Below are 25,274 nucleotides of genomic sequence, written 5' to 3' on the forward strand. Positions count from 1 at the left end.
AATTAATTTATTTATGTGTTTTTTTCTGTTGGGAACAGGCTAAAATTAACAATTAATTTACATTAAATGTGCCAGTTCTAAGAAACTAAAATTACAACAGGTCACTCTTATTTCTTTTCAATGTAAACTGATATTTTCGTAACATTTTTTTTACATTTCGTTGTTTTTCATATAGTTGAATTTAAAATAGAAAGCGATAGAATATACCGGAAACAAAGATTCCAAAATTGAAAGGATGCTCTCAATTTATCTTCGAGGTATATTATGAAATTATTTCTTATTTTTTTAGTTTCAACTTTAGGTGGCGTAGCTGCTGCTGAGCATTTTCATTCCTTTATTTTAGGGTTAAGTATTGCTTCGTTAGCTGTTGGTTGTTGCCATTGGTTTGCTTTTAGAACGACTAGATACCCACAAATGGCACTACTGTTACTGATGTTAGGTTTATTTTCTAAGATTGCAGTAACTGTTATTGGCGTTGTTTTTAGTATGAAAGCGGATCTCATCACTTCGCCATTTATATTCTCAGTATCTTATTTATTCTTCTTAATAGTGACTACATATCTTTGGTTCAAAATTAAAGATGCAAAAATATCTGCAGAACTGCTTAAGAAAAATCAAAAAATAGCTTAACCGAGACAATCAGTTTTAAAACAAGAAGAGGAGCCTTGGCTCCTCTTCTTGTTTTTGTATTATGCTATACCGTATCTATGAATTAGATTTCTTGCTATAGTCTTGATAGTTTTACTTAAAAAGGGTTTCTAGATGGCAATTTCCATCTTAATTTGTGATGACTCTGCATTAGCTCGTAAGCAATTATCTCGAGTTATACCGTTATCATGGGGAGCAAAAATAGAGTTTGCTCAGGACGGTTGGGATGCGATTGCTAAACTTGAAGTTGACTCATACGATCTTTTATTTCTTGATTTAACGATGCCAGAACTTGATGGTTACGGTACGTTAGAACAAATTAATATCCGTAAAATCAATACCCAAGTTGTTGTCGTTTCCGGTGATATTCAACCAAAAGCACAATTACGAGTTTCGGAACTTGGTGCAAAAGCCTTTATAAAAAAACCTCTAGATAAAGCCACTTTAATCTCGACATTAACATCAATCGGGATCCATCCTGAGCGTCAATTAGCGTATTCACCACAGCCTGTAATGCCAATTCAATTACGTCGTAGAGATGTTTATTTAGAAGTGGCGAACGTTGCAATTGGTCGTGCAGCAGATTCTTTAGCGCGCCATTTTGATGTTTTTGTTAATATGCCTTTGCCTAACGTTAATTTATTTGAAATGAGTGAATTACAAATGACATTGCGTCATTTGGCCAGTAATGAGGATATGTCAGGCGTGTGCCAGGGGTTTAGTGGTGAAGGTATTGCAGGAGAAGCATTAGTATTATTAAGTGACTCAAGTGTAAGTGACCTTGTTAAATTAATGGATTACCCTGAATCCAATGATACAAGTTTAGAATTAGAACTGTTAATGGATGTGTCTAATATATTAGTTGGTGCATTCTTAAAAGGCATCGGGGAACAATCGGAGGTTCGTTTTTTCCAAAGTGCGCCAGTATTGCTTGGGCAACATATTTCTATTGATAGTGTTTTGGAATCAACAAAAGGGTCGTTTAATCGAATAATGGCATTTGAGGTCAGTTATAATATTGACAATACAAATATTAAATGTGACATGTTATTAATGATAGTGGATGAATCACTTCCAATTTTAGATAATAAACTTGCTTACTTATTGGATGATGAATAATGAATGGGATCCCTGTCGAGTTCGAGCAGTTTCATTGGATGGTTGATATAGTACAAAATGTTGATGTTGGTTTAATCGTTGTAGATAAAGAATTTACTATCCATCTTTGGAATGGATTTATGATTCATCACAGTGGAAAACAATCGCATGATGTCATGGGTAAATCATTATTTACTGTTTTTCCTGAAATACATGAAGATTGGTTTAGAGCGAAATCAAAGCCCGTTTTTGAGTTGGGAACGCGGAGTTTTGTAATTTGGCGGCAAAGACCTTATTTATTTCGTTGTCGTAATGTCAGACCTATTACCCAACAAAGTGAATTCATGTATCAAAATGTCACGCTTAATCCAATGCGAAGCACTACCGGTGAAGTTAAATCAATATTTATCTCTGTTGACGACGTAACACCAGAAGCTCTTGCTGAAAAATTGAATAAATAAAAAATGGAGGCCGAGGCCTCCATTTTTATTAAGAAAAATATTATTTGTGTGCTTTTTTATCAGCTTCTGTAAGATCGCGGATCTTACGGCTGATGTCACGGCGAGATTTTGAAATTTCAGCGCTTTTAATGATGTGGTCATCTACGCGGTCTTCGTAATCTGCTTTCATATTCTGTACAACAGCAATGATTTCGTCAGTAGACATAGTAGGGTGAATATAATCAAGCATGTTTTCTAGCAATGTTACACGCTTTTGGTTATCACGAATTTTCTTTTGGTTGTCTTGTAGTTCACGTTTTAGTTTATTTTTACGACGAGCTTGGTTGATAATTTCAAAAACGTTGTTCATTTTAATTTCCTATAATATTTAATAGCTACTATCTTGATTAAATCATAAATGCAGTAATGAAAACAATAACAAGATCAATACAGTGCTAAAAAAATTGAATTAAGCCGTTTATTAACTGGCTTTACTTTTAGGTTGATTTTCTTGGTTGTTTGGAGAAAGCTTTGTCACTTTTTCAACTTCCACAATCTCACGGTTTTCACCGATAAGCAAACCACCTTTTTCAATCGTTAGCTGCTGAGTTTGCATTATCCCTTTAAACTTTCCTTTCGGTTGGATATTTACTTCTCCGCCCTGACATGTACCTTCAACTAGCCCATTGATTAATACTAATCTTGCTTTGATGTCACCTTGGACTCGACCTGTCGGAGTAATTATTACTTCCGCGTCTGTAATGATATTTCCCTGAACGAAACCATCAACTTGAATGCTTTGATCTGATTCGATATTGCCAATAGCACGACAACCTTTAGCGATAATAGATAAAGAGGCAGAGGTAGACCTGCTACTAAAAAGGCCCATGTGTGTTTCTCCAATTGATATTAAACTAACGAAAGAATATTATCATGAATAGAACAGGGGATAGCTACTAATTACAGAGTTAACAGTAGTATTTGGTAACAGAGCTCACACTTTGTATCGTATGCATAATCGATTAAAGTAAAGGAAGTAAAGAATGAGAATTATAACCCAAGCAGAAATTCGTATTATTGGCTGTTTAATTGAAAAAGAGATCACAACACCAGAACAATACCCTTTAACGCTCAATGCATTAACAACTGCATGTAATCAAAAAAGCAACCGTGACCCTGTCACATCAATGACCGATTCAGAGGTTCTTGATGCGGTTAATTCATTAATTAATGATCGATTAGTTACTGATGAAACTCGTGGCAATGCACGAGTTGCTAAATATCAGCATCGTTTTTGTAATACCGAATTTGGTAGCCTTCAATTATCAAAACAAGAAATTGCTATTCTATGTGTTTTATTTCTACGTGGCCCTCAAACTCCGGGGGAATTACGCACTCGAACTCAACGTCTGTGTGATTTTGATAACGTTGCTCAAGTAGAAAGTGTATTAAATAAATTATGTTCAGAAGAGGCATCACCAAAAGTTGTGAAACTTGAGAAAGAACCAGGAAAACGAGAAGCAAGATATGGCCATTTATTCTGTGGAGAAATCGAGGACAGTGTTGCCGTCAATCATACTCATACTCATACCCATTCAGAGCAGACCAGTAATGACAATACGCAAAGAATGGATGAACTAGAACAAGAAGTTGCATTACTGCGAGCTGAAGTCGCAGAGCTAAAGCAATTAATTAATGATGTTTTAGCTTAGTTAACGTGACGAAAACAAATACAGAGTGGAGTATCTATTTAGTTCGAACTCGACTAGATACTCTATATTGCGGTATTACTAATGACTTATCTCGTCGCTTTCTTATGCATCAGACAGGAAAAGGAGCGAAATATTTAAGAGGTAAGGGACCTTTAACGCTAGAGTGGTCACATCAAGTAGATTCTAAATCGCTAGCGTTGCGATATGAATACCGTATAAAAAAAATGACCAAAGCCTCAAAAGAAGCCTTGGTCAATCAAACAGGTAGTCTTCCTATTCTTTGCGACTAATCGTAAATCGTTGGAATAGGTAGGCGTTTATGCTGAGACAGTTGATAGATTCTAATTAATCTTGCTTCTGCCTCGGCATCAATTTTTTTGCCTTCCAAAAAGTCATCAATTTGATCATAAGTGACACTAAGTGCGTCTTCATCTGCTTTTTGTGGTGCTAGTTCTTCTAAATCCGCCGTTGGCACTTTTTTTACTAATTGTTCAGGTGCGCCCAGTGCAGCGGCAACTTCTCTAATTTGGCGTTTATTTAATCCAAATAAAGGCGCTAAATCACACGCACCATCACCAAACTTAGTATAAAAGCCAGTAATGTTTTCAGCTGAATGATCAGTACCTAATACCAAACCACCGACATAACCAGCAACTTCATATTGCGCAATCATACGCGCTCTGGCTTTCACATTGCCTTTTACAAAATCGACTTTAGACTTATCTGTTGGTAATAAACCGGTTGATTCAAGCCCGATATGATTGGCAGCATGCAAACCGTCAACACCGTCTTTTATATTGATACTAATAGAATGGCTTGGTTTGATAAAAGAAAGAGCAAGTTGAGCTTCATCTTCATCTTGTTGTATTCCATAAGGCAAACGAACGGCGATAAATTGATAGCTTGATGATTGAGACTCTTCATTTAATTCATTCACTGCAATTTGTGCTAAGCGTCCACACGTCGTTGAGTCAACACCACCACTGATCCCAAGGATCAATGATTTACAATGAGATTGAATAAGTTTAGATTTAATAAAATCGACACGTTGTTGTATTTCTTGAGTCGGGTCAATTAACGCTTTTACTTTCATTTCTTCAACAATCTGCTGCTGCATTCTCATTCCTTTACTTTATTGAGACAGTTCACAATTAATTAGAATAATCATACTGAATTTAACCAATTAATGACAGTTTAATAGGGGGATAGGATGGTCATCGACGAAATTTTCACTTATGCTAATTAATAATATCGAAAGTAAAGAGACCCATTAATGAAGATAGCTGTATTTGGTAGTGCCTTTAATCCCCCGTCCCTTGGGCATAAAAGTGTTTTAGAGCGGTTAAGTCATTTTGATAAAGTATTGCTAGTTCCAAGTATTTCTCACGCTTGGGGGAAATCAATGCTTTCATATGAAACTAGAATAGAGATGGTTTCGATATTTGTTAATGATCTGAATATGAATAACCTTGAGTTATCAACATTGGAAAAAGAGATCTATATCCCAGAACAAAGTGTGACTACGTTTTCTTTGTTAAAAAAGCTTCAAGAGTTACATCGTACCGCCGATATTACCTTTATCATTGGACCAGATAATTTACTTCAATTTAGCAAGTTTTATAAATCAGATGAAATAGTACAACGTTGGAGTGTGATGGCTTGTCCTGAAACATTACCAGTAAGAAGTACAGACATTAGAACAGCAATACAAGATGGTGAGTCGATTGCTCACTTAACAACAAAGGGTGTAGAAAAATATATTTCTACGCACCGCTTATACGAGTAGTTATTTATGAAAAGACAAGTCAGCTTATTAAGTTTGATGATTGCGATACCACTGCATGCGAGTGCAGAGGATAAAGCGACTTGTTTTCAAGAAAGTTATGACAGCTATTCTCGTCAAATTTATTCAAGTAATTCAAATTGTTTAATACCCTTATTCGAGGTTAATCAGTTCATTACTCAATTAACAGACATGACTCAGAAAATTGAAGATGATCTTTTTGAAGAAAGTTACTGGGATAAATGGGCTTACAGCACTGGTGATGATCCATTACTTACGGGGTATTTAAGTGATAGTGCGGTAGGTTTTGCGGTTTGGCAACCTGAAGAATATTACGATAAAAAAATTGAAGAATTTAAATCTTACGGAGAATGGCTAGAAAGCTATGGTTTGCAATTAAGCTTAGCATTTGGCGGGGAAGAAGAAGGGAAAACGCCTCGTTTCCGTATTGATTATCGCTGGCATGATAGTGCAGATGACCAAGTATTTATGCAGTTTGAGATTCCATTCCAATAATACACCTTGTTCGTGAATAACTGACTTTAGTCTTTCACGAACAATAGTGTTTCTGATTAAGCCAATATAGAGCAAGCCTGCAACAGAAAATCCACATTTCCAGAGAAATATCGTGCAGCAATCATGTCATTCTTCACACCTGATTTACGCATTTTATCTGCTTCTCGTACTTTTAACGCCATCATCATATCAGGAGAAACCGAGTATCCAGTGGTCGTCTTATTTTCTGTTAATGCCGATAAATAAGCGTTAATGCTTTTAGATTCGTCAGATAAATCAGTATGTAAAGAGGCTTCTAATAACTCATCTTGAATAACCAACAATAAACGTTGTTGAGCTTGCTCTAGCATCGTTGGTGATTGTAGTTTATTTAGGCCAGCGATAAGAAGAGGTGTCATCTCAACATAACCACCTTGATGAGGCAGAGATTCTCTTGTTCTAATAGAAAATTGAGTGGTCGAGATGGTTGAGTTAGGAACCACGGTCATGGCGTTTAGTGCATCAAAAGGTAACCAGAACGATTCACCAGGTAGCACTAAATATTCCCATTTTCCTAGGCGAATTAGAACCGCACCGGTTTGTACCGAAATTAACTCATAATGATTCTTTTTTTTACGAGCAGTATAAAGAAGATGAGAATGTGTCTCTGATTGAAACGTAATTGCGTTTTTCATAATAACCTCTAAATTTAAGCCCGTAACTTTACTGATTTTAGCTCAAAAATCAACGGATTCTCTGTGATAAGTATTATATTTAGTCATCAATGGTATGACCTCTGTAATTGATCACGTACAAGAGGGATAAAATCAAGTAGAATAGGCCTTACTTCCTTTTTCGGTAACCAGAAGTCTAAAAATGACCACACAAGATATCTATCAAGAAATTCGCCCGTATAGTGATGATGAAGTTCCTGCTGCAATTGAGCGTCTAATTTCTGATGATGAATTCATTACCGCGATCCTGCATTACAAGTTTCCATCAGCGTCTAAGTTTCTATTTTGGTTTTTAGCACCGTTACTTCGCTGTAAATTACGCAGTTCATTGTCAAAAATCACAACAATAGAAGATGTCCAACTTAACGTCGCGTCTTATTTAAATAAGACCGTTAAAAAGACAACTAATGGCATTACCTATACAGGATTAGATAAGCTAGACCCAAATAAAGCCTATTTGTTTGTCTCTAACCACCGTGATATTGCAATGGACCCTGCTTTAATGAACTGGGTTTTATATAACAATAAAATGCAAACGGTAAGAATTGCAATTGGTGATAATTTACTGAAAAAACCTTGCAGTACTGAGTTAATGAAATTAAACAAAAGTTTTATTGTTAAGCGCTCAGCTAAGGCTCCACGCCAAATGCTAAAAGCTCTTGGTCTTTTGTCCTCTTATATTAAGCATTCCCTAGAAACAAATAACTCAATTTGGATTGCTCAAAAAGAAGGAAGAGCGAAGGATGGGAATGACTTTACTGATCCAGCTATTTTAAAAATGTTCCACGTTGAAGGTAGAAAGCGTAAAGAAAACTTTTCTGAATACATGAATAGTCTAAAAATTGTTCCTGTTTCTATCTCTTACGAAAACGATCCATTAGATGTTCAAAAAGCCAAAGAATTAAATGCAGTGGCAACACTTGGCTCTTATAATAAAGGGGAGTTTGAAGATATAGATAGTATTATTAAAGGAATTATTGGACATAAAAAACGTATCCATATTCATTTTGGTGATGTTGTCATTTCTGCGCCAGAGTCTGCTGATGAATTAGCAGAAATGATGGATCAACAGATTAACCAGAACTATCATTTATTCCCAATTAACTATGCCGCAGCAAATGTTGAGTCGGATGACGTTACTGTTGAAGTTAAACGTGAGCTAGAAAACAAACTGGCACAATTGTCTTTAGAAGAGCAACCATTCTTACGTGCGCTTTATGCTAATCCAGTAAAAAACGCACAGTAATAACAGCAACAAAAGAATAGAATTAAAGAAATAGTTTTTTATCCCAATGAGGAGGGTTACCAACTTGTTGGGATAGAAAATCAATAAAAGTACGAACTTTTGGGGGCAAGTGCTGACGCCTAGGGTAGACTGCATAAATTGGCAATACCATGTCTGCTTTCCACTCCGTTAATAGACGAACCAAGCTTCCATTTTCAAATTCATCTTCCAACAAATAACTCGCTAAATACGAAATTCCCGCACCGGCTTTTGTTGCATCTAAAATGGCAGAGGCATTATCTATTTTAAAAATACTTTGAATCTTAACTACTTGATGAACGCCATCTCGAGTAAATTCCCACTCATTAAATTTACGTTCATTGCTCTGATAAGCGATGCATTTATGTTGTGCTAAATCAGCAGGACGAGAAGGTAGGCCATGCTGCTCAATGTAGCTAGGCGCCGCAGCGACAATGAAGCGACAATCAGCAATTTTACGAGCCACCATACCTTCTGGGATATTATCGTGAATGGCTATCCAACAATCTAATCCATCTTCAAGTAATTTTGGCTTGTGGTCAAAAAGACTGACGTCTAATTCTACTTCTGGAAATTGTGCTTGAAAATCAGCTAACGCATGAATTATATGACGGTTGCCAAAAGATTGTGCGATACCGACTTTAAATACTCCAGAGATGCGGCCATGATGAGCATCAAGTAAAGCATCTGCTTCATAAGCTGTATCAATGAGCTTTTGACTGTATTCAGCGTATTGCTGGCCTAATTCTGTAATAGAGACTGAGCGATTATTACGTTGAACGAGTTGGCAATCTAGACGGGTTTCTAATGCTTTAATCTGTTTAGATACGTGGGATTTCGATATCCCCAATTTCTCGGCAGCACGAGTGAAATTTAACTCATTAGCTACTGTCGCAAAGATCACCATTTGATGTAGATTGTCTAACATTATTGCGCCTAAAGAAGAATGATGACTCTATTGTAATACTACTTAAAAATATAACCATCTACTTTTATTGATTCAGGAAAATCAGTAATTTGTTGGCCACCAAGGTAGATATTACCTTTCACAATCAGATCATCAGGCAGGGTGGTAACTTTCGAATACCCAAGGTATAGATTACCTTTCACGGTCAGTTGTTTCGGTAAGAGAGTCAAGGGCGTTCTAATCACGCTTAAATCCCCATTTACGGTTAAGCGTGGTGGCAATTTTGTGAGTCCGGAGCCTGCAAAGTTAATAAATCCATCAACCTTAATACCACGAGTGTAGCGTTTAAGTTGAGTTGTACCTGCTAAATTTAAGTAACCTTTTACTTGTGTACCGCCAGGGATTGTTTTGATTACTGTATTTGCTAGATTTAGATTGCCATCGACAATAAGCCCTTTCGGTAATTTAATAATCTTACTATTGGCTAGATTTACGTTACCTTTAAGCTCTAGATTATCTGGTAGCTCTGTATAATTTGTATTTCTTAAGCTGATATTCCCATAGCTATCAATATGATTAATAAGACGATGTTTATTAAGTGTTTCAGCCATTGATAGTGGAGAGGTAGCACTTGATATAAAGATGATAATGAGAGCAATATTTAATTTAGACATATAAAAGGCAACTTAGGTTTATGGCTTACTTTCAATATCGGCAAGATAGGAAATAAGTTTAATTTCAAATCAGTGATAAGGGTCGTGTTTTTGCATTTTTTTTATGAAAATACATTTGATATAGTGAAATTCGGTATTTGATACCGGCGCGATAAATAAAGTCGCAAGTAATTAAATTTAAGATTAAGGAGACGTAATGTCTAAAGCAACTGGTACTGTAAAATGGTTTAACGAAGAGAAAGGTTTTGGTTTTATCGCACAAGAGAATGGACCAGATGTGTTTGCACATTTCAGCGCGATTCAATCAGAAGGTTTCAAAACGTTGAAAGAAGGCCAAGCAGTAACTTTTGATGTTGAACAAGGTCCAAAAGGCCCTCAAGCAAGCAATATTCACGCTGCTTAATCGGCATGTTACATAAAAAGGCTCTCATAAATGAGAGCCTTTTTTATATTGGACTATTATGCTTCTTTATTATCGAGTAAGAGAGCGTGTTTTCAATTCATAAATTAATTTTTCAGCACTGCAAGAAAACTTTAAACGAGCGTGTAGCTCTTTTTCATCTTCAGATAGTTTAATACTGTGTTCTACTTCGTCACATACTTCTTTTGCAAGAGACAAGTAATTTGCGAATTCGGTTTCTAGTTGTGCTTTGTTATCTGCAAAGATGCTGACTTCAGCAACATCATCGCCTTCTTTAATAATAAACCCCATTTCTGCGCTACAGCCACAAGAATCACACGGTACGTTTTGTTCAACTTCAGAAGTCATTTTTATATCCTTAGTAGTATCAATGTCTTTATATTATTCTTCTTTGTATCAGAAAACTATCATTTATAGTGGTATTGTTAGTAAATACGCATTAGTAACATTTAAGTAAATATTCCATTACAGTATTGTTACTTGGGATGAGAATCTCAAAATATGAACCTTTATGACAAATCTTTGTCATAATCCAGAGCGGTGTATTGTAATTCCATACTGTATAACGCAGAATGAATTAATAACGACTGGTTGCATGAGTGAAATAGTGATCTAAAATTCTGTTAAATAACGATTCTTAATTTTGAGGCATCATTAGCAGTTAGATTACGATATGATATTTATCATGCAAAAAACTATAAAAAACAGACAAATGGAGTTGAATCTTATAAATTAACCCTATGAAATATTTAGTTAATTTTTATGATTGATTTCTTAATGGACTAATTACATTAGAAGAGCTTTATTATGCCAAAAAGAAGTAAAGAAGATACTGAAATCACTATCCAAAAAATCATGGATGCGGTTATTGATCAACTATTACGCTTAGGCTATGACAAGATGTCATATACGACGCTAAGCCAACAAACCGGTGTGTCGAGAACGGGGATTAGCCATCACTTTCCAAAGAAAACAGACTTTACTGCTGCATTAGACGGTCGTATTTTCCGTTTGTTCGCTGAACGTCTTGAGATGCAAGGTGATAAACAAGCATTTATCAACAGTTGGATAGCATCTCTAGAAGATGAACAATTCCGCGCAATTCTACGTCTTTTATTCCACCATATTGTTACTTCTGCGAATGCACATGAGTTTGCAAGCAATGGTATTGAACGTCTATACGGTATGGTTGAAGATTTATACGGCGAAGAGAGTCGTAAAGATCTAGAGTGGCTAATTGGCTTATCTCTAATTCGTATGACGAAGTAATCATCTTTATTTTTTTAAAAGCTTATCGATACCCTCGATGAGCTTTTTTTTTGCATCCTTAACTGTTTAGAGTTTATACTCTATTAATTGGAGGGTTTATGCTTAAAATTTCACGAATATCTGCTTTATTTACAACATTATTTTCTCTGTCTGTGTGTGCTAAATCAGTCGATTTTGACAGCGCATGGCAAAATGTACTCAAAAATCATAATGGTATTGCTGCCGAGCGCGCTAATGTTGAGCGCCAGGAAGCGTTAGCCTCTGGCACTTCTGATCTTAATCTTCCTTCTATAACCTTAAGTGCAAATTATACTTACCTAGATGATGATGTGACGGTTTCAGCTGAACAAGTAGCGAATAGTGCGGGAACATCACTTTCAGTTATACCTTTACCTATTCCCAATTTAACCTCAACCTTAACTGAGCGTGATATTTTCACTAGCTCAATACGCGCTATCTGGCCAATCTTTACTGGTGGCCGTATATCTGCAGCAGAAAGTGCAGCAGAAGGTAAGACTGAAGAGGCACAGAGCCAATTAAAGATGAAGCAACAAGGGTCTTACGAAGATTTAGCCAAATACTATTTTAGTGTGGTATTAGCCAATGAGGTTGTTACTACCTATGCTGAAGTTGAACAAGGTTTAGCAAAGCATAGAGATAATGCCATAAAGTTACAGCAGCAAGGTCAAATCGCAAAAGTAGAACGCCTTCAAGCCGATGCTGCTTATGACAAAGCAAAAGTTGATTTAAGAAAAGCCCAGCAAAACTCAGACATTGCCAGCGCTGCACTACGAAGCATGCTGCAAATGAATGAAAGTGTTACTCCAGAAACCCCATTGTTTATTAATCAAGCCTTGCCACAAATGACGGCGTTTATTGATAATACATTGGCAACCTATCCAGGTTTAGACTTATTAGCAGCGAAAGAAAAACAAGCAAGCAGCCTAATTAAAGCAGAAAAAGGAAGCTACTATCCTGAAGTTTACCTTTACGGTAACTATAATCTCTATGAGGGTGATAGCTTATCCGCTGAAATCGCACCAGATTGGATGGTAGGTGTTGGTGTCAATGTCCCACTATTAGATAACAAAGGGCGTTCAGACAAAGTTGTCGCGGCTCACAGAGCAGTTCAACAAGTTCAGTATTTGAAAAAACAAGCGAAACAAGATCTCTCTTTACTTGTTGAAAAGACGTACAGAGAAGCATTGCAATCGATAGATGAATATTATGGATTAGCGTCTAGTATTGAATTAGCTCAAGAAAATGTAATTCTAAGAGAGAAGGCATTTAAACAAGGGCTATCTACGTCATTGGATGTAGTTGATGCTGAATTATATCTAGCTAGTATTAAAACTCAACGTTCATTAGCATCGTTTAATTATGTCATTTCACTGGTTAAATTATTGGCATTAAGTAATCAAACTGATACGTTCGTTCAATATCAACTTCAAGCGAGACAAGGGTAATATAATGAGTACATCAAAGAAAATTTTAGGTGCCTGCGTTGTCATTGGTGTTATTAGTTGGGTTGGGTATAGCTTTTGGGCTGCGTATCAACCTCGACCTGAATTGTTGCAAGGGCAAATTGAAGCTGAACAATATAATATTTCGTCGAAAGTTCCTGGCCGTATAGAAAATATATACGTTAAAAAAGGCGAGATGATTGAAAAGGGGCAAGCCGTATTCTCACTGTATAGCCCTGAAATTGAAGCTAAACTAGCCCAAGCTAAAGCGGGTGAAGCAGCTGCGAGTGCGTTGGCTGAAGAAGCTGAACAAGGTGCAAGAATACAACAAATTGCAGCGGCAAAAGATCAATGGCAAAAAGCCAAAGCAGCAAACAAATTGCTTGAAAAAACCTATGCTCGTGTAAATAACTTATATAAAGATGGCGTTGTTGCTGAGCAAAAGAAAGATGAGACATATACTCAATGGCAAGCGTCAAAGTATACAGAAAGTGCGGCTTACCAAATGTATCAAATGGCAAAAGAAGGGGCTCGCTCTCAAACAAAACGTGCAGCCAATGAAAAAGTAAAAATGGCTATGGGTTCAGTTGCTGAAGTTGAAGCTTATGTAGCAGATACAAAAATTGACAGTTGGTATAACGGTGAAGTATCTCAAGTCATGCTTAACGCTGGTGAAATTGCACCTCAAGGTTTTCCTGTTGTTAGTGTGATTGATATTAAAAAAGCATGGGCTGTCTTTCATGTTCGTGAAGATAAACTAAAAAATTATAGAAAAGACCAACAAATAGATGTGTATTTGCCTGCATTAGATCAAACGGTTCCATTCACAATTACTCATATTTCTGTTATGGGTGATTATGCAACGTGGCGTGCGACTGATAATAGCCAAGGCTTCGATTTAAAAACATTTGAAATTGAAGCGCATCCTGTTAATGAAGTTCCTAATCTGCGAGTAGGAATGAGTGCCATAGTTAAACTTGATTAACTCAGCACATCAATCGGTTATAGTTGATTTTTATGAAAGCATTTTGGCGTTCTTATTGCTCAAATCCATGGTTAATTGCTGTTACTTTTGGTTTACCATTGGTGTTGTCGTTGATTATTTGGTGGGTATTCTCTGCATCTGTTGTCCGAGACCTGCCTATCGATGTGGTGGATCTTGATCAATCAAGTTTATCAAGAATGATCACTCGTGATTACGATGCGACACCTACATTAGCGGTTCGCTCTATTCAACCTAATACGTTGATAGCAAACCAGGCGCTAAAGAATGGTGATAATTATGGTTACATCGTAATTCCACGAGATTTTGAACGAGATGTATTATTAGGAAAGAGTCCACAAGTGTCCGGATTTTATAACGGACAGTTTATTCTTATAGCAAAGCAAATCAGCTCAGCCTTAATGCAAACGGACATGACGACACAAGCAAAATTAGCGGCTGTTAAAACATTAAGTACAAAGACGTCTACGTGGACTCACGCAATAAACTCAGCTGTACCTATCAAAGTCCAAGTAACGCCTTTATTCAATTTAGGCAGTAGTTATAATCAATTTTTGGTTTCTGCAATCTTACCTGCGATTTGGCAAATGGCTATTATTGTAGGGATGATTTGGGCAATGAAAAATGAAATGGTGCGCAGTAATAAGAATAGTATAAGAGAATGGTTTGACTCACAAACATTGAGCAGTATCGCGCAGTTTATCTGCGTGTATTTTATTGTTGGAATGTCATTAGGAGCAGTTCTGTTTTACTTCTTGTATGGTATTTTACAGTTCCCGTTTGATGCTCAAATAATCTCTTTTCTTGTGACGATGAGTGCAATGACACTGGCAAGTATTAGTTTAGGTACTGTAATTGGTTATGGAACAAACGACATAGTCAAAGCAATGAGTATATCGGGTGCTTATACTGCACCTAGTTTTGCCTTTCTTGGGGTTACTTTTCCGGTTACGGATATGAACGGTCTAGCTACATTCTGGCATTCTATTTTACCAGCAAGTCATTTTGTCCGTTCTCAAATAGAACAAGCTAACTATGGCTATGTTTTTAATCAAACATTATCTCATGTTGGCATTCTTTTGTTATTTACATTGCCTTTACTACTGCTTATTTCGCGACTAAGGAAGTAATTCATGTCATTTCTCACGTTAGTTAAAAATGAAGCAAAGGCTATATTCAGTAATAGTACGATTGTACTTGCGATGATCGGTGGCGTATTGTTTTATGCATTTTTATACCCATTGCCTTATTTAAACCAAAGCCCTGAAGAGCAAAAAATCACCGTTGTCGACATGGATAAGTCAGACCTAAGTCGAAAATTTATTCGTATGGCCAATGAATCTCAACAACTCAATGTTGTTGAACAAGCTGAAAGCATAAATCAAGCAAAGCAACAATTTTTAGATAATACAGTGAGTGGCTTTCTCGTAATTCCTTACGACTTTTCAACTAACTTACAATTGGGTCAAGCGCCAACGGTCGCTTATGCCGGTGATGCATCGTACTTTCTAATTTATGGAACAATTATTGAGGGGTTAATGAAAGCGGGAGGAACTCTTGCCGCTGAATATCGTGTAGCAAATATGACGATAGATGGAACGCCTATTAATACTGCAATAGATACGTTTCAACCGTTTAAATCAAATTATGTTCCTGTGTTTAATCACAATATGGGTTACGTTCAATACGTCGTTCCTGCTGTTTTTGTATTAATTTTACAGCAGACATTATTAATGGCGGTAGGGGTTCGACAAAAAGCGAGCAAGGTATCTGAAAATACGACGTCACACTTAATCGTACGCTTTTGTATTTTCTTATTTTCTGAATTAATTCTGGCGTGTTTTTACTTTGGTGCTGTCTTTAACCATTATGATATCAGTCGCTTTGCAACGGCCTTAGAATTAATCGTTTTATTGGTTCCATTTATTTCATCGGTTATCTTATTAGGAATGTTGCTTGCTCGATGGATGCCAACAGCAGAAAGCCTTCTTTTGGTCGTTTTATTTAGTTCTATGCCTATCGTATTTAGTGCTGGGTTTATTTGGCCGACAGAACTTATACCTAGTTTAATAACTGACTTAATGCATTTATTGCCAAGTGGTTTTGCGATAAATGGCTTTTTGAAGTTAAATCAACAAGGTGCTGGTTTGCCTAGTGTGCTGTTAAATATGAGTGGGCTTTATGGGTTAAGCCTTCTTTATGCTCTCTTATTTTTTATCAGTAAACGAAAATAAATCTTAATTATGATACTGAGTAACAACACAATTTCAGATCAAATTGAAGTGTCTCGATTTCATTTTTACTGAGCAGGAAACTGTAATCGAAGTTTGTTAGATTATCCCATAGTTGGACTAGGGATTTATATAATGAAAAAACAAATACTGGGATTGATTATTGCGGCAAGCTTTTTAGTTGGCTGTCAAAGCACATCCGAAGATGAAATAGCGGCCATTAAAGAAACACCGACAATTGAAAGCTTTGTTGATTATCACAATGAGGAGTTAAACCAATTCATCACAAGTGATATGGGAAGTATTGCTCGAACGAATAACGAGATCGTCCTTCTTCTGAATGGAGATAAAAGTTTTGATTCTGGCAGTATTACCATAAAAGAAGAAAGCAAAAATGTCTTATCAAATTTAGCTAAGTTATTAAAAGATAAGCCTGAATCTGAAGTCTTTATTGCTGGTCATACTGATAGTCAAGGCAGTAAAAAGTTTAATATTTCACTGTCGAATAAACGCGCTGATTCTGTTCTAGATTTATTGACTAAAGAGGGTGTTGATTCAAATCGAATTAATACTTATGGTTTTGGTGAAGCGGAACCAATTGCAACGAACATGAGTGCTGATGGACGTAAAAAAAATCGCCGTATTGAAATTCGTATTACCCCAATCAGTGAAATGTTTGACGAAAAAGAATAACGATTAAATACTGAGCGTCATTGGTATCAATATCACCTAACTTATAATGAAATAGTTGTTATTTAAATCACTTATGGTTGGGGTATAATAAGCCTTATTTCAAAAAGGAAAATGAAATGGGGCTTTTTTCACGTCTATTTGGTTCTTCATCTAAGAAAGAACCTGTCATCGAAGCAATCGAATACAAAACCTACCTTATTTATCCTAATTCAGAAGCTGATGGTTCTCAGTTTCGTATTGCTGGTAAAGTAACAAAAGAGATTAATGGTGAGCTAAAAGAGCATCGTTTTATTCGTTCAGATGTGATTTCCTCAAAGAATGACGCTGATGAATTAATGCTTCGTAAAGCCAAAATGTTAATTGATCAGATGGGCGACTCAATCTTTAAGTAAACGTAATAGAATTGATATAGATTAGAGTGTTGTTTGTTTTTTGCTCTATACTTATTCTTCAAAATCAATCAGTAACAAAAAGTGGTTCGACCTCTGCTTTGTCATCAAAATGTTGTTTTTTTACCTAATAGAGGTGAGAATAAGCAGATATTAAATTTAATGTAATGAAATTATGTCATTTTATTACAAAACACTTGAATTTATACTCTATGTCCGATAAAACGAGAGTATAAATTCATGCCAATAGCCAAGGAATAACTATGCAAATTGGTGTACCTAGAGAAGTATTCGCGGGTGAGACCCGTGTTGCTGCCACTCCTAAGACAGTTGAGCAGCTATTAAAGCTTGGTTTTACAGTTGCTGTAGAATCAAACGCTGGTATTTTAGCAAGTTTTGATAACTCAGCATTTGAAAAAGCAGGCGCAACGATTGTCTCTGTTGACGATGTTTGGAAATCAGAAATTATTCTTAAAGTAAACGCACCTCAAATCAACGAAGCAACAAACGTTGATGAGTTTGAATTACTTCAAGATGGCGCAAGTTTAATTAGCTTTATTTGGCCAGCTCAAAATGAAGATCTGCTTGCTAAATTAGCAACAAAGAACATTAATGTTTTAGCGATGGATTCAGTTCCTCGTATTTCTCGTGCACAAGCATTGGATGCGTTAAGTTCAATGGCTAACATTGCAGGTTACCGTGCAGTTGTAGAAGCGGCGCATGAATTTGGTCGATTCTTCACAGGTCAGATTACGGCTGCTGGTAAAGTTCCACCGGCAAAAGTTCTTGTCGCTGGTGCGGGTGTTGCTGGTCTTGCTGCTATTGGTGCCGCTGGTAGTCTTGGCGCTATCGTTCGTGCCTTTGATGTTCGTCCTGAAGTAAAAGAACAAGTGCAATCGATGGGTGCAGAGTTTCTTGAAGTTGATTTCAAAGAAAACTCTGGTTCAGGTGATGGCTACGCAAAAGAAATGTCTGATGAGTTCAACAAAAAAGCAGAAGAACTATATGCTGCTCAAGCTAAAGATGTTGATATCATTATTACAACCGCTCTTATCCCAGGTCGTCCTGCACCAAAGCTAATTACCAAAGCAATGGTTGATAGCATGCAAGCGGGCAGTGTGATTGTTGACTTGGCAGCCGCTAATGGTGGTAACTGTGAGTACACAGTAAAAGACCAAGTGATCACAACTGAAAATGGCGTAAAAATTGTAGGTTACACTGATATGGTTGGTCGTCTACCAACGCAATCATCGCAACTTTACGGTACAAACTTAGTTAACCTTCTTAAGCTTCTATGTAAAGAAAAAGACGGTAACATCAATATCGATTTTGAAGACGTTGTTCTTCGTGGTGTAACTGTTGTTAAAGAAGGCGAAGTAACATGGCCTGCGCCACCAATTCAAGTTTCAGCTCAACCTCAAGCTAAGGCAGCACCAAAAGCGAAGGTAGCTCCGAAAGTTAAAGAACCAATGTCACCAATTAAAAAATTCGGAATGATTGGTGCTGGTATTGCTGCATTTGGTTGGGTAGCTTCAGTTGCTCCTGCTGCATTCTTAGCTCACTTTACCGTATTCATTTTAGCATGTGTGGTTGGTTATTATGTGGTATGGAATGTAAGCCATTCACTACATACACCGCTAATGTCCGTAACGAATGCCATCTCTGGAATCATCATTGTAGGTGCATTACTGCAAGTAGGTCAGGGTAATGGTGTTGTTTCATTTTTAGCATTTATTGCAGTTTTAATCGCGAGTATTAACATATTCGGCGGATTTGCTGTGACCAAGCGTATGCTTGAAATGTTCCGTAAAGATAAGTAAGGGGTAGAATAATGTCAGCAGGATTAGTTCAAGCAGCCTATATTGTATCTGCCGTTCTATTTATCATGAGTTTAGCAGGTCTGTCTAAACAAGAAACCGCACGTAACGGTAACTACTACGGTATTACTGGTATGGCTATTGCTTTAATCGCGACTATTTTTGGTCCTGATTCGGCGGGTACAGGTTGGATCCTCGTTGCGATGGCAATGGGTGGCGCTATCGGTCTTTACTATGCTAAGAAAGTTGAAATGACGGAAATGCCAGAATTAGTGGCAATTCTTCACAGCTTTGTTGGTATGGCTGCGGTACTTGTTGGTTACAATAGCTATATTGATCACGGTGAATTAACTGGCGCACTACTAAATATTCATTTAGTCGAAGTGTTCTTAGGTATCTTCATCGGTGCAGTAACATTTACAGGTTCTTTGGTTGCATTTGGTAAATTACGCGGCGTGATCAGCTCGTCGGCACTTCAGTTACCACATCGTCATAAATTAAACCTAATCGCATTAATTGCTTCTGCCGCACTTCTTTACTACTTCGTTAGTGTTGAAGGCAGCATGTTTGCAATTATCTTAGTGACTCTAATTGCCTTTGCATTTGGTTACCACTTGGTTGCTTCAATCGGTGGCGCAGATATGCCAGTGGTTGTATCTATGCTTAACTCATACTCTGGTTGGGCAGCAGCAGCAGCAGGTTTCATGCTATCAAACGATCTTCTGATTGTTACTGGTGCGTTAGTTGGTTCTTCAGGTGCGATTCTGTCTTACATCATGTGTAAAGCAATGAACCGTTCTTTTATCAGTGTTATCGCTGGTGGCTTCGGTCAAGATGTTGTTGCATCATCTGGTGATGAAGAGCAAGGTGAACACCGCGAAACAACGGCTGAAGAAGTTGCAGAAATGCTTAAAAACTCTAAGTCAGTAGTTATCACACCAGGGTACGGCATGGCTGTTGCTCAAGCTCAATATCCAGTTCATGAAATTACAGAAAAACTTCGTGCGCAAGGTATTAATGTCCGTTTTGGTATTCACCCAGTTGCAGGTCGTTTACCTGGACACATGAACGTATTACTTGCAGAAGCAAAAGTGCCTTACGATATCGTTCTTGAAATGGATGAGATCAATGATGACTTATCTGAGACAGATACGGTTCTTGTTATTGGTGCGAACGATACAGTTAACCCAGCAGCAATGGAAGATCCAAACAGTCCAATCGCAGGAATGCCAGTTCTTGAAGTGTGGAATGCGAAAAACGTAATCGTATTTAAACGCTCTATGAATACAGGTTATGCTGGTGTTCAAAACCCACTATTCTTTAAAGAAAACACTGAGATGCTTTTCGGTGATGCTAAAGAAAGTTGTGTAGAGATCAGTAAACACCTTTAATATTCGTATTAATTGATTAGCGAAAAAATCCCCGTCAACTCTGTTGGTGGGGATTTTTTATGTGCAGTCAAAAGTAAGTTAAGAGAAAGGTTTTTTATGTGAGTATCGAATGATAGGCATAAAGCTATTTCATCGAATTATAGTCACCAATTGAAGATGGTAGGTGGGGTAAAAGGAGAGGGATGTTAACTGCCTTATTTAAGGTACTATTTTTGATGGATGTTGCGGTGTATTGAAATATTGCTCATGAGATTAGAGGTTTAATATATCTTATTTTAAGAGATAAAAAAAAGGGCGAATGCGTTCACATAGGCCCTTTCTGTTTTGTTCAAGTATAAAAATTAACGTTTATACAATGATAACATTATCTGAATACTTTGTTCCTTAACCACTACCCAATAAAGCTAATGTAGGTTTGTAGGATGATTAAATTAACTATATCAATGAAGAATGCACCTACAATTGGAACCACCATAAATGCTTGTGGTGATGGGCCAAAACGAGATACAAGTGACCCCATATTCATCACTGCAGTTGGTGTCGCGCCTAAACCAAAACCACAATGACCACCTGCAATTACAGCAGCATCATAATTTGACCCCATCACTCTAAAAGTAACAAAGTACGAAAATAGTGCGAGTACGACGGTTTGAACCGAAAGAATAACGAGTAATGGGATAGCTAAATCAAAGATATTCCATAATTTTAAACTCATTAGAGCCATTGCTAAAAATAAAGCAAGAGAAACTGTACCTAAGATATCAACCGTTTCGGTATCAATCTTATGAGCCTTGGTTATTTCTGTAATATTAGTAATAAACACGCCAATGAATAACGCATAAACAAAATCAGGTATTTTTAACCATGAAATATCAAACGTTGCAACGAAATCACCAAGATAGCCAGCACCAACGACACAAAGCAAAAGAACAAAGAGTGTTTCTATTACTTTCTTAGCTGTAATCTTATCTTCCTCACGCTCATTGTAAGTGACAAGTTCAGGGAAACGGCTATGTGTATCAACACCAGTACCATATTCTGATTCTAGCTTATGTTTATGGATCAGTTTTTGTGCAATTGGACTTCCAATTAAACCACCCATAATTAGACCAAAGGTCGCCGAGGCCATTGCTAGCTCAAGTGTGTTTAAATGATAAGTCTCAGCAAATGTTTGAGACCAAGCAGCACCTGTTCCATGACCGCCTGATAGGGTAATTGAACCTGCAATTAATCCCATGAGAGGATCTAGTCCCATCATACTTGCTAAACTTACCCCAATTCCGTTTTGGATAATGATATAAACAGAAGCAACGGCAAGGAAAATGAATACTTTCGTTCCCCCCTTGATTAATTGCTTATAGTTGGCAGCCAAACCGACTGTACTAAAGAACATTAGCATGAATGTACTTTGTAAAGGCAGTGAGAACTGTAAGTTAACCCCTTTAAAATGGAGGGCAGTGATAGCAAACGCGACGATTAACCCGCCAACAATTGGCTCTGGGATATTGTATTTTTTAAATAGCACAACTTTTGAATTGACCAAGTGTCCGAGAAAAAGAACTGCGATGGCAATTAAGAATGATTCAAGTGCGCCAATAGATAGAGTGTTTGTCATAGAACTCCTAAGTTGAAATATCAATCTTTTAATTTCGTAACATAAACGGCGTTATCGAAAGAAAATGAAGAATAAATGTATTTTAATGCATTATTCCAAATGATATTGTCTAATTTCAGGGACTGATAGTAGCACTTTTATCAATGCTATTGGGTTGCGGTAAAGTAAAATATATAGATCTGGCGTTGCTGATATAGATTAATCTAGGGTAATTGGTGACTATTCATCGTAAAAAAGAACAATACTTCCCCCACGTAAGGCACTGCCTACGTTAAAAGTGAATCCAATGCCTACATTATCAACCAGTGATATCCATTTTCTCGTATCGATTAACCATGCAATATTGAACTCATAATAGTAGTCAGTACCAAGAGTATCATTGACATCACCACCAAGATCTACTCGTTTTGCTTTTAAGTATAGAACCTGAGCAAAGCGATTCCAATGAGCCATGTTGTATCTTAATTGTAAGCTGTTTACAAAGCGCCATACCTCTGGGTTGACGTCTGAACTAAAATCAGCAGAGCCTCCAAAACCTTGACCATAAGCGTAATGATAGCTGTTGTTAAAACGCCATTCACCCCAGTCATTTTCTTTTTTATATTCAAATGTTAGTTTAGGTTCAATAATGAAGGTGTTACTTGTTAAATTGTAATAGGTTCCATCAAGGTAAGGAGAAAAAGACTGGCTAAAACTAGAGTTATACGTATGGGTATTTTTGTAGTGCATTAGGTGAAGCGCATTACCAAATGAAATTGTCCAATCTTTATAAAATTCATAGCTTTGAGCGTATTCGGCGTATAAACCGAATATTTCATCTACATCTGAATCTGGAGAGGCTTTGTCTCCAACTTCAACATCAACATCAGTGTTAACGTAAGACGCACGCACTGTTATATCATGAGACCACAATGAGTCAGGATCATCGGTTAATTCAAATGTGTAAGGAAGAGCATATACAGTTAATTGATTACGAAGTTCAACAGAGTTAGAGCTGCCAATACTGTCGTTATCCTTTTCTAAGTAGTTATTTGGATTAAAATCCGCGATCCCGAAGGTTATCATGTTGCTATCAGATAAAACGAGGGAGGTGGCAAACGCCTGCTCTACTTGTCTTTCTGGCGTGAGCTTACGAGCAACAGCCTTCTCTATTACGAGGGGTAATAACAATATAATAAGAAGAGAATGTAATCCGCGCAATGTTTCAAGCCTTTTGAGAATATATACACATAATGTAGTGGATAAAATAAGAATTATCTACAATAAATCAGAATCTTATCAATCATTTTCGCAAAAGTAATACTTATAAAATGAAAACACAAAAAGAAAAATCAGATTGTGTCTTCATTTATAAAGTTATGACTTAATCACTAATAAAACCGCCGGTTTGATGGTTCCATAGTTGAGCATAGATACCGCCCAATTGAACTAACTCTTTATGTGTGCCTTGTTCTACGACTTTACCTTGATCCATCACCAATAGTCTGTCCATTGCCGCAATAGTTGATAGTCTGTGAGCAATGGCGATAACGGTTTTTCCTTCCATTAGCTCATCAAGGCTATCTTGAATTGCCGCTTCAACTTCGGAATCTAAGGCTGAGGTTGCTTCATCTAAAATTAATAACGGAGCATCTTTGAGTAGAACTCGAGATATAGCAATACGTTGACGCTGACCACCGGACAGTTTTACTCCACGCTCACCGACTTGTGCATCGTAGCCTTTTTTACCATTTGAGTCGGTTAATGTTTCGATAAACTCGTGAGCTTGAGCTTGTTTGGTTGCCATAAATAACGCTTCATCACTTGCGTCAGGTCGACCGTATTTGATATTTTCTCTGATTGAACGGTGTAATAGGGAGGTGTCTTGACTTACCATGCCTATTTGGCTGCGTAATGAATCTTGAGTTACATCTCTAAGATCATGACCATCAATAGAAATAGACCCTGATTCAATATCATGGAAACGAAGCAACAAGTTTACTAATGTTGATTTACCAGCACCAGAACGTCCCACTAGACCTATTTTTTCTCCTGGTTTTATATCAAGATTTAGATTATTGATAATTCCCTTGTTCTCGCCATAATGGAAGTTAACATTCTTAAATTGAATATTTCCATGTTTAACAGAAAGCTCTGTGGCATCGGGTTTATCATTAATGGTAATTGGTTTGGATAAAGTATTCATTCCATCTGTCACCGTACCTAGGTTTTCAAATAGAGAACTTATTTCCCACATGATCCAATGAGACATACCATTGATACGTAACGCTAAACTGATCGCAATCGCAATAGCACCAACAGATAGCTCATTATCAATCCACAGCATGATAGAAACTGCAGTAATTGAGAAAACCAATAAGTAGTTAATGATCTCTACAGAGATATTAATGCCAGTTGCTAAGCGCATTTGTTTATGAACCGTCACTAAAAAATCGTCCATGCCTTCTTTTGCGTATTCAGTTTCACGCTTACTATGGCTAAACAATTTGATCGTATTGATGTTGGTGTAACTGTCAACAATGCGTCCTGTCATTGTAGAACGAGCATCGGCCTGCTTCTCTGAAACGGCTTTCATTCTAGGAACAAAGTAAAACTGAATCGCAATGTATGCCGCAAGCCAAACAAGCATAGGCAACATAAGACGCCAATCTGCTTTTCCGACCATCACAATCATGGAGGTAAAATAAACTGAGATATAGATAAGGACATCAAGTAGCTTCATTACGGTTTCACGGACCGCTAATGAAGTTTGCATGACTTTTGTTGCAATACGACCAGCAAAATCATCTGAATAAAAAGAAACACTTTGTTTTAAAAGGTATCGATGCGCTTGCCAGCGAATAGCCATTGGATAATTACCCAATAACGTTTGGTGTGTAATTAATGAATGGATCAAGATTAAAATTGGCATTCCAATAACAACAAGAATACCCAACCACATTAAGGTTTGTCCTTCCTGTGCTAAAAAGGTCTCTCTGTCATGAGTGGATAACCAATCAACTAATTGTCCCATAAACCCAAAAAGAGAGACTTCAACCATGGCGATGATAGCACTAAGTGCTGACATGCCGATTAAAGGAACTCCGAACCCTTTGGTGTAATGGCGACAAAAAGCATACAACCCTTTTGGTGGTTGTTCTGGTTCTTGTTCAGGGAAAGCGGTAGTTATCCGCTCAAAGAAGTTAAACATACATTAAGCCTTTAATTATTATATTGTTTAAATTATT

At 37.1% G+C, this 25,274-nt stretch carries 28 protein-coding genes; 18 read left to right on the top strand and 10 right to left on the bottom strand.

All coding sequences use genetic code 11. The features are described from left to right. Positions 1–264: 264 nt before the first annotated feature. The 3 genes from A6E03_RS00190 to A6E03_RS00200 all read left to right on the top strand — a co-directional run bounded on the left by A6E03_RS00190 (position 265) and on the right by A6E03_RS00200 (position 2,207). On the top strand, positions 265–630 hold the full coding sequence (locus A6E03_RS00190; RefSeq protein WP_065593159.1) for an NADH:ubiquinone oxidoreductase: 366 nt from the start codon (positions 265–267) through the stop codon (positions 628–630). A 132-nt stretch (positions 631–762) separates the two neighbouring features. Then, a complete protein-coding gene (locus tag A6E03_RS00195) occupies positions 763–1,767 on the top strand; it encodes a response regulator (RefSeq protein WP_065593158.1) in 1,005 nt (334 codons plus the stop codon). Further along, positions 1,767–2,207, top strand: coding sequence for a PAS domain S-box protein (locus A6E03_RS00200; protein ID WP_065593157.1), 441 nt, complete (start codon positions 1,767–1,769; stop codon positions 2,205–2,207). Before A6E03_RS00195 ends, A6E03_RS00200 begins: the two co-directional genes overlap by 1 nt. Positions 2,208–2,247: 40 nt before the next feature. Here the strand turns inward: A6E03_RS00200 and A6E03_RS00205 are convergent, their stop codons facing one another. Then, the gene (locus tag A6E03_RS00205) at positions 2,248–2,556 is read right to left on the bottom strand and encodes a DUF496 family protein (protein ID WP_065593156.1); all 309 of its coding nucleotides are present in this window, start codon (positions 2,554–2,556) and stop codon (positions 2,248–2,250) included. A gap of 111 nt (positions 2,557–2,667) precedes the next feature. Further along, entirely contained in the window at positions 2,668–3,075 is a 408-nt protein-coding gene (locus tag A6E03_RS00210; protein ID WP_065593155.1) for a polymer-forming cytoskeletal protein, read from the bottom strand. A 154-nt stretch (positions 3,076–3,229) separates the two neighbouring features. Between A6E03_RS00210 and A6E03_RS00215 the strand changes: the two genes are divergently transcribed. Next, a complete protein-coding gene (locus tag A6E03_RS00215) occupies positions 3,230–3,898 on the top strand; it encodes a YceH family protein (protein ID WP_065599921.1) in 669 nt (222 codons plus the stop codon). Positions 3,899–3,903: 5 nt separating this feature from the next. Then, complete coding sequence (locus tag A6E03_RS00220; RefSeq protein WP_065593153.1) at positions 3,904–4,188, top strand: GIY-YIG nuclease family protein; 285 nt, start codon at positions 3,904–3,906, stop codon at positions 4,186–4,188. On the opposite strand, the gene nadE is transcribed toward A6E03_RS00220, so the two are convergent. After that, a complete protein-coding gene (nadE, locus tag A6E03_RS00225) occupies positions 4,185–5,015 on the bottom strand; it encodes an ammonia-dependent NAD(+) synthetase (protein ID WP_065593152.1) in 831 nt (276 codons plus the stop codon). The genes A6E03_RS00220 and nadE overlap by 4 nt on opposite strands. Before the next feature lie 156 nt (positions 5,016–5,171). Between nadE and A6E03_RS00230 the strand changes: the two genes are divergently transcribed. Together A6E03_RS00230 and A6E03_RS00235 are read left to right on the top strand one after the other, a co-directional pair. After that, entirely contained in the window at positions 5,172–5,684 is a 513-nt protein-coding gene (locus A6E03_RS00230; protein ID WP_065599922.1) for a nicotinate-nicotinamide nucleotide adenylyltransferase, read from the top strand. Between the two features lie 6 nt (positions 5,685–5,690). Continuing rightward, the gene (locus A6E03_RS00235; protein WP_065599923.1) at positions 5,691–6,197 is read left to right on the top strand and encodes a hypothetical protein; all 507 of its coding nucleotides are present in this window, start codon (positions 5,691–5,693) and stop codon (positions 6,195–6,197) included. A 56-nt stretch (positions 6,198–6,253) separates the two neighbouring features. On the opposite strand, the gene A6E03_RS00240 is transcribed toward A6E03_RS00235, so the two are convergent. Next, complete coding sequence (locus tag A6E03_RS00240) at positions 6,254–6,871, bottom strand: hypothetical protein (RefSeq protein WP_065599924.1); 618 nt, start codon at positions 6,869–6,871, stop codon at positions 6,254–6,256. 181 nt (positions 6,872–7,052) lie between these two features. On the opposite strand from A6E03_RS00240, the gene A6E03_RS00245 reads away from it, so the two are divergent. Further along, entirely contained in the window at positions 7,053–8,156 is a 1,104-nt protein-coding gene (locus tag A6E03_RS00245; protein ID WP_065599925.1) for a 1-acyl-sn-glycerol-3-phosphate acyltransferase, read from the top strand. Positions 8,157–8,178: 22 nt separating this feature from the next. Here A6E03_RS00245 and A6E03_RS00250 read toward each other — a convergent pair whose 3' ends face one another. Together A6E03_RS00250 and A6E03_RS00255 are read right to left on the bottom strand one after the other, a co-directional pair. Continuing rightward, positions 8,179–9,102: a LysR family transcriptional regulator gene (locus tag A6E03_RS00250; protein WP_065593147.1), complete on the bottom strand. Its 924-nt coding sequence runs from the start codon at positions 9,100–9,102 to the stop codon at positions 8,179–8,181. Between the two features lie 38 nt (positions 9,103–9,140). Next, positions 9,141–9,755 carry a hypothetical protein gene (locus A6E03_RS00255; RefSeq protein WP_065599926.1) on the bottom strand — a complete coding sequence of 205 codons (615 nt, stop codon included), beginning with the start codon at positions 9,753–9,755 and terminating at the stop codon, positions 9,141–9,143. A 196-nt stretch (positions 9,756–9,951) separates the two neighbouring features. Here A6E03_RS00255 and A6E03_RS00260 point away from each other — a divergent pair, with 196 nt between their 5' ends. Further along, positions 9,952–10,158 carry a cold-shock protein gene (locus tag A6E03_RS00260; RefSeq protein WP_061005313.1) on the top strand — a complete coding sequence of 69 codons (207 nt, stop codon included), beginning with the start codon at positions 9,952–9,954 and terminating at the stop codon, positions 10,156–10,158. A gap of 69 nt (positions 10,159–10,227) precedes the next feature. On the opposite strand, the gene A6E03_RS00265 is transcribed toward A6E03_RS00260, so the two are convergent. Further along, the gene (locus tag A6E03_RS00265) at positions 10,228–10,524 is read right to left on the bottom strand and encodes a YfcZ/YiiS family protein (protein ID WP_065593145.1); all 297 of its coding nucleotides are present in this window, start codon (positions 10,522–10,524) and stop codon (positions 10,228–10,230) included. A gap of 459 nt (positions 10,525–10,983) precedes the next feature. On the opposite strand from A6E03_RS00265, the gene A6E03_RS00270 reads away from it, so the two are divergent. The 9 genes from A6E03_RS00270 to pntB all read left to right on the top strand — a co-directional run bounded on the left by A6E03_RS00270 (position 10,984) and on the right by pntB (position 20,432). Then, the gene (locus A6E03_RS00270) at positions 10,984–11,445 is read left to right on the top strand and encodes a TetR/AcrR family transcriptional regulator (protein ID WP_065599927.1); all 462 of its coding nucleotides are present in this window, start codon (positions 10,984–10,986) and stop codon (positions 11,443–11,445) included. 98 nt (positions 11,446–11,543) lie between these two features. After that, a complete protein-coding gene (locus A6E03_RS00275; protein WP_065599928.1) occupies positions 11,544–12,911 on the top strand; it encodes a TolC family protein in 1,368 nt (455 codons plus the stop codon). A 4-nt stretch (positions 12,912–12,915) separates the two neighbouring features. Further along, positions 12,916–13,893, top strand: coding sequence for an HlyD family secretion protein (locus A6E03_RS00280; RefSeq protein WP_065593142.1), 978 nt, complete (start codon positions 12,916–12,918; stop codon positions 13,891–13,893). 32 nt (positions 13,894–13,925) lie between these two features. Continuing rightward, positions 13,926–15,041: an ABC transporter permease gene (locus A6E03_RS00285; protein ID WP_065593141.1), complete on the top strand. Its 1,116-nt coding sequence runs from the start codon at positions 13,926–13,928 to the stop codon at positions 15,039–15,041. A 3-nt stretch (positions 15,042–15,044) separates the two neighbouring features. Next, complete coding sequence (locus tag A6E03_RS00290) at positions 15,045–16,145, top strand: ABC transporter permease (protein ID WP_065593140.1); 1,101 nt, start codon at positions 15,045–15,047, stop codon at positions 16,143–16,145. Between the two features lie 132 nt (positions 16,146–16,277). Next, on the top strand, positions 16,278–16,835 hold the full coding sequence (locus A6E03_RS00295; protein ID WP_065593139.1) for an OmpA family protein: 558 nt from the start codon (positions 16,278–16,280) through the stop codon (positions 16,833–16,835). Between the two features lie 116 nt (positions 16,836–16,951). Continuing rightward, positions 16,952–17,227 carry an HlyU family transcriptional regulator gene (locus A6E03_RS00300; RefSeq protein ID WP_065593138.1) on the top strand — a complete coding sequence of 92 codons (276 nt, stop codon included), beginning with the start codon at positions 16,952–16,954 and terminating at the stop codon, positions 17,225–17,227. Positions 17,228–17,487: 260 nt separating this feature from the next. Beyond that, positions 17,488–19,044: a Re/Si-specific NAD(P)(+) transhydrogenase subunit alpha gene (pntA, locus tag A6E03_RS00305; protein ID WP_065593137.1), complete on the top strand. Its 1,557-nt coding sequence runs from the start codon at positions 17,488–17,490 to the stop codon at positions 19,042–19,044. A gap of 11 nt (positions 19,045–19,055) precedes the next feature. Next, a complete protein-coding gene (gene pntB / locus A6E03_RS00310; protein WP_065593136.1) occupies positions 19,056–20,432 on the top strand; it encodes a Re/Si-specific NAD(P)(+) transhydrogenase subunit beta in 1,377 nt (458 codons plus the stop codon). Positions 20,433–20,823: 391 nt separating this feature from the next. Here pntB and gltS read toward each other — a convergent pair whose 3' ends face one another. From gltS to A6E03_RS00325, 3 genes are all read right to left on the bottom strand, one after another. Further along, entirely contained in the window at positions 20,824–22,047 is a 1,224-nt protein-coding gene (gene gltS, locus A6E03_RS00315; protein ID WP_065593135.1) for a sodium/glutamate symporter, read from the bottom strand. 219 nt (positions 22,048–22,266) lie between these two features. Further along, on the bottom strand, positions 22,267–23,247 hold the full coding sequence (locus tag A6E03_RS00320) for a Solitary outer membrane autotransporter beta-barrel domain (RefSeq protein ID WP_065593134.1): 981 nt from the start codon (positions 23,245–23,247) through the stop codon (positions 22,267–22,269). 163 nt (positions 23,248–23,410) lie between these two features. After that, a complete protein-coding gene (locus A6E03_RS00325) occupies positions 23,411–25,237 on the bottom strand; it encodes an ABC transporter ATP-binding protein (protein ID WP_065593133.1) in 1,827 nt (608 codons plus the stop codon). Positions 25,238–25,274 lie beyond the last annotated feature (37 nt).

Source organism: Aliivibrio sp. 1S128 (assembly GCF_001691065.1).
Taxonomy (GTDB): Bacteria; Pseudomonadota; Gammaproteobacteria; order Enterobacterales; family Vibrionaceae; genus Aliivibrio.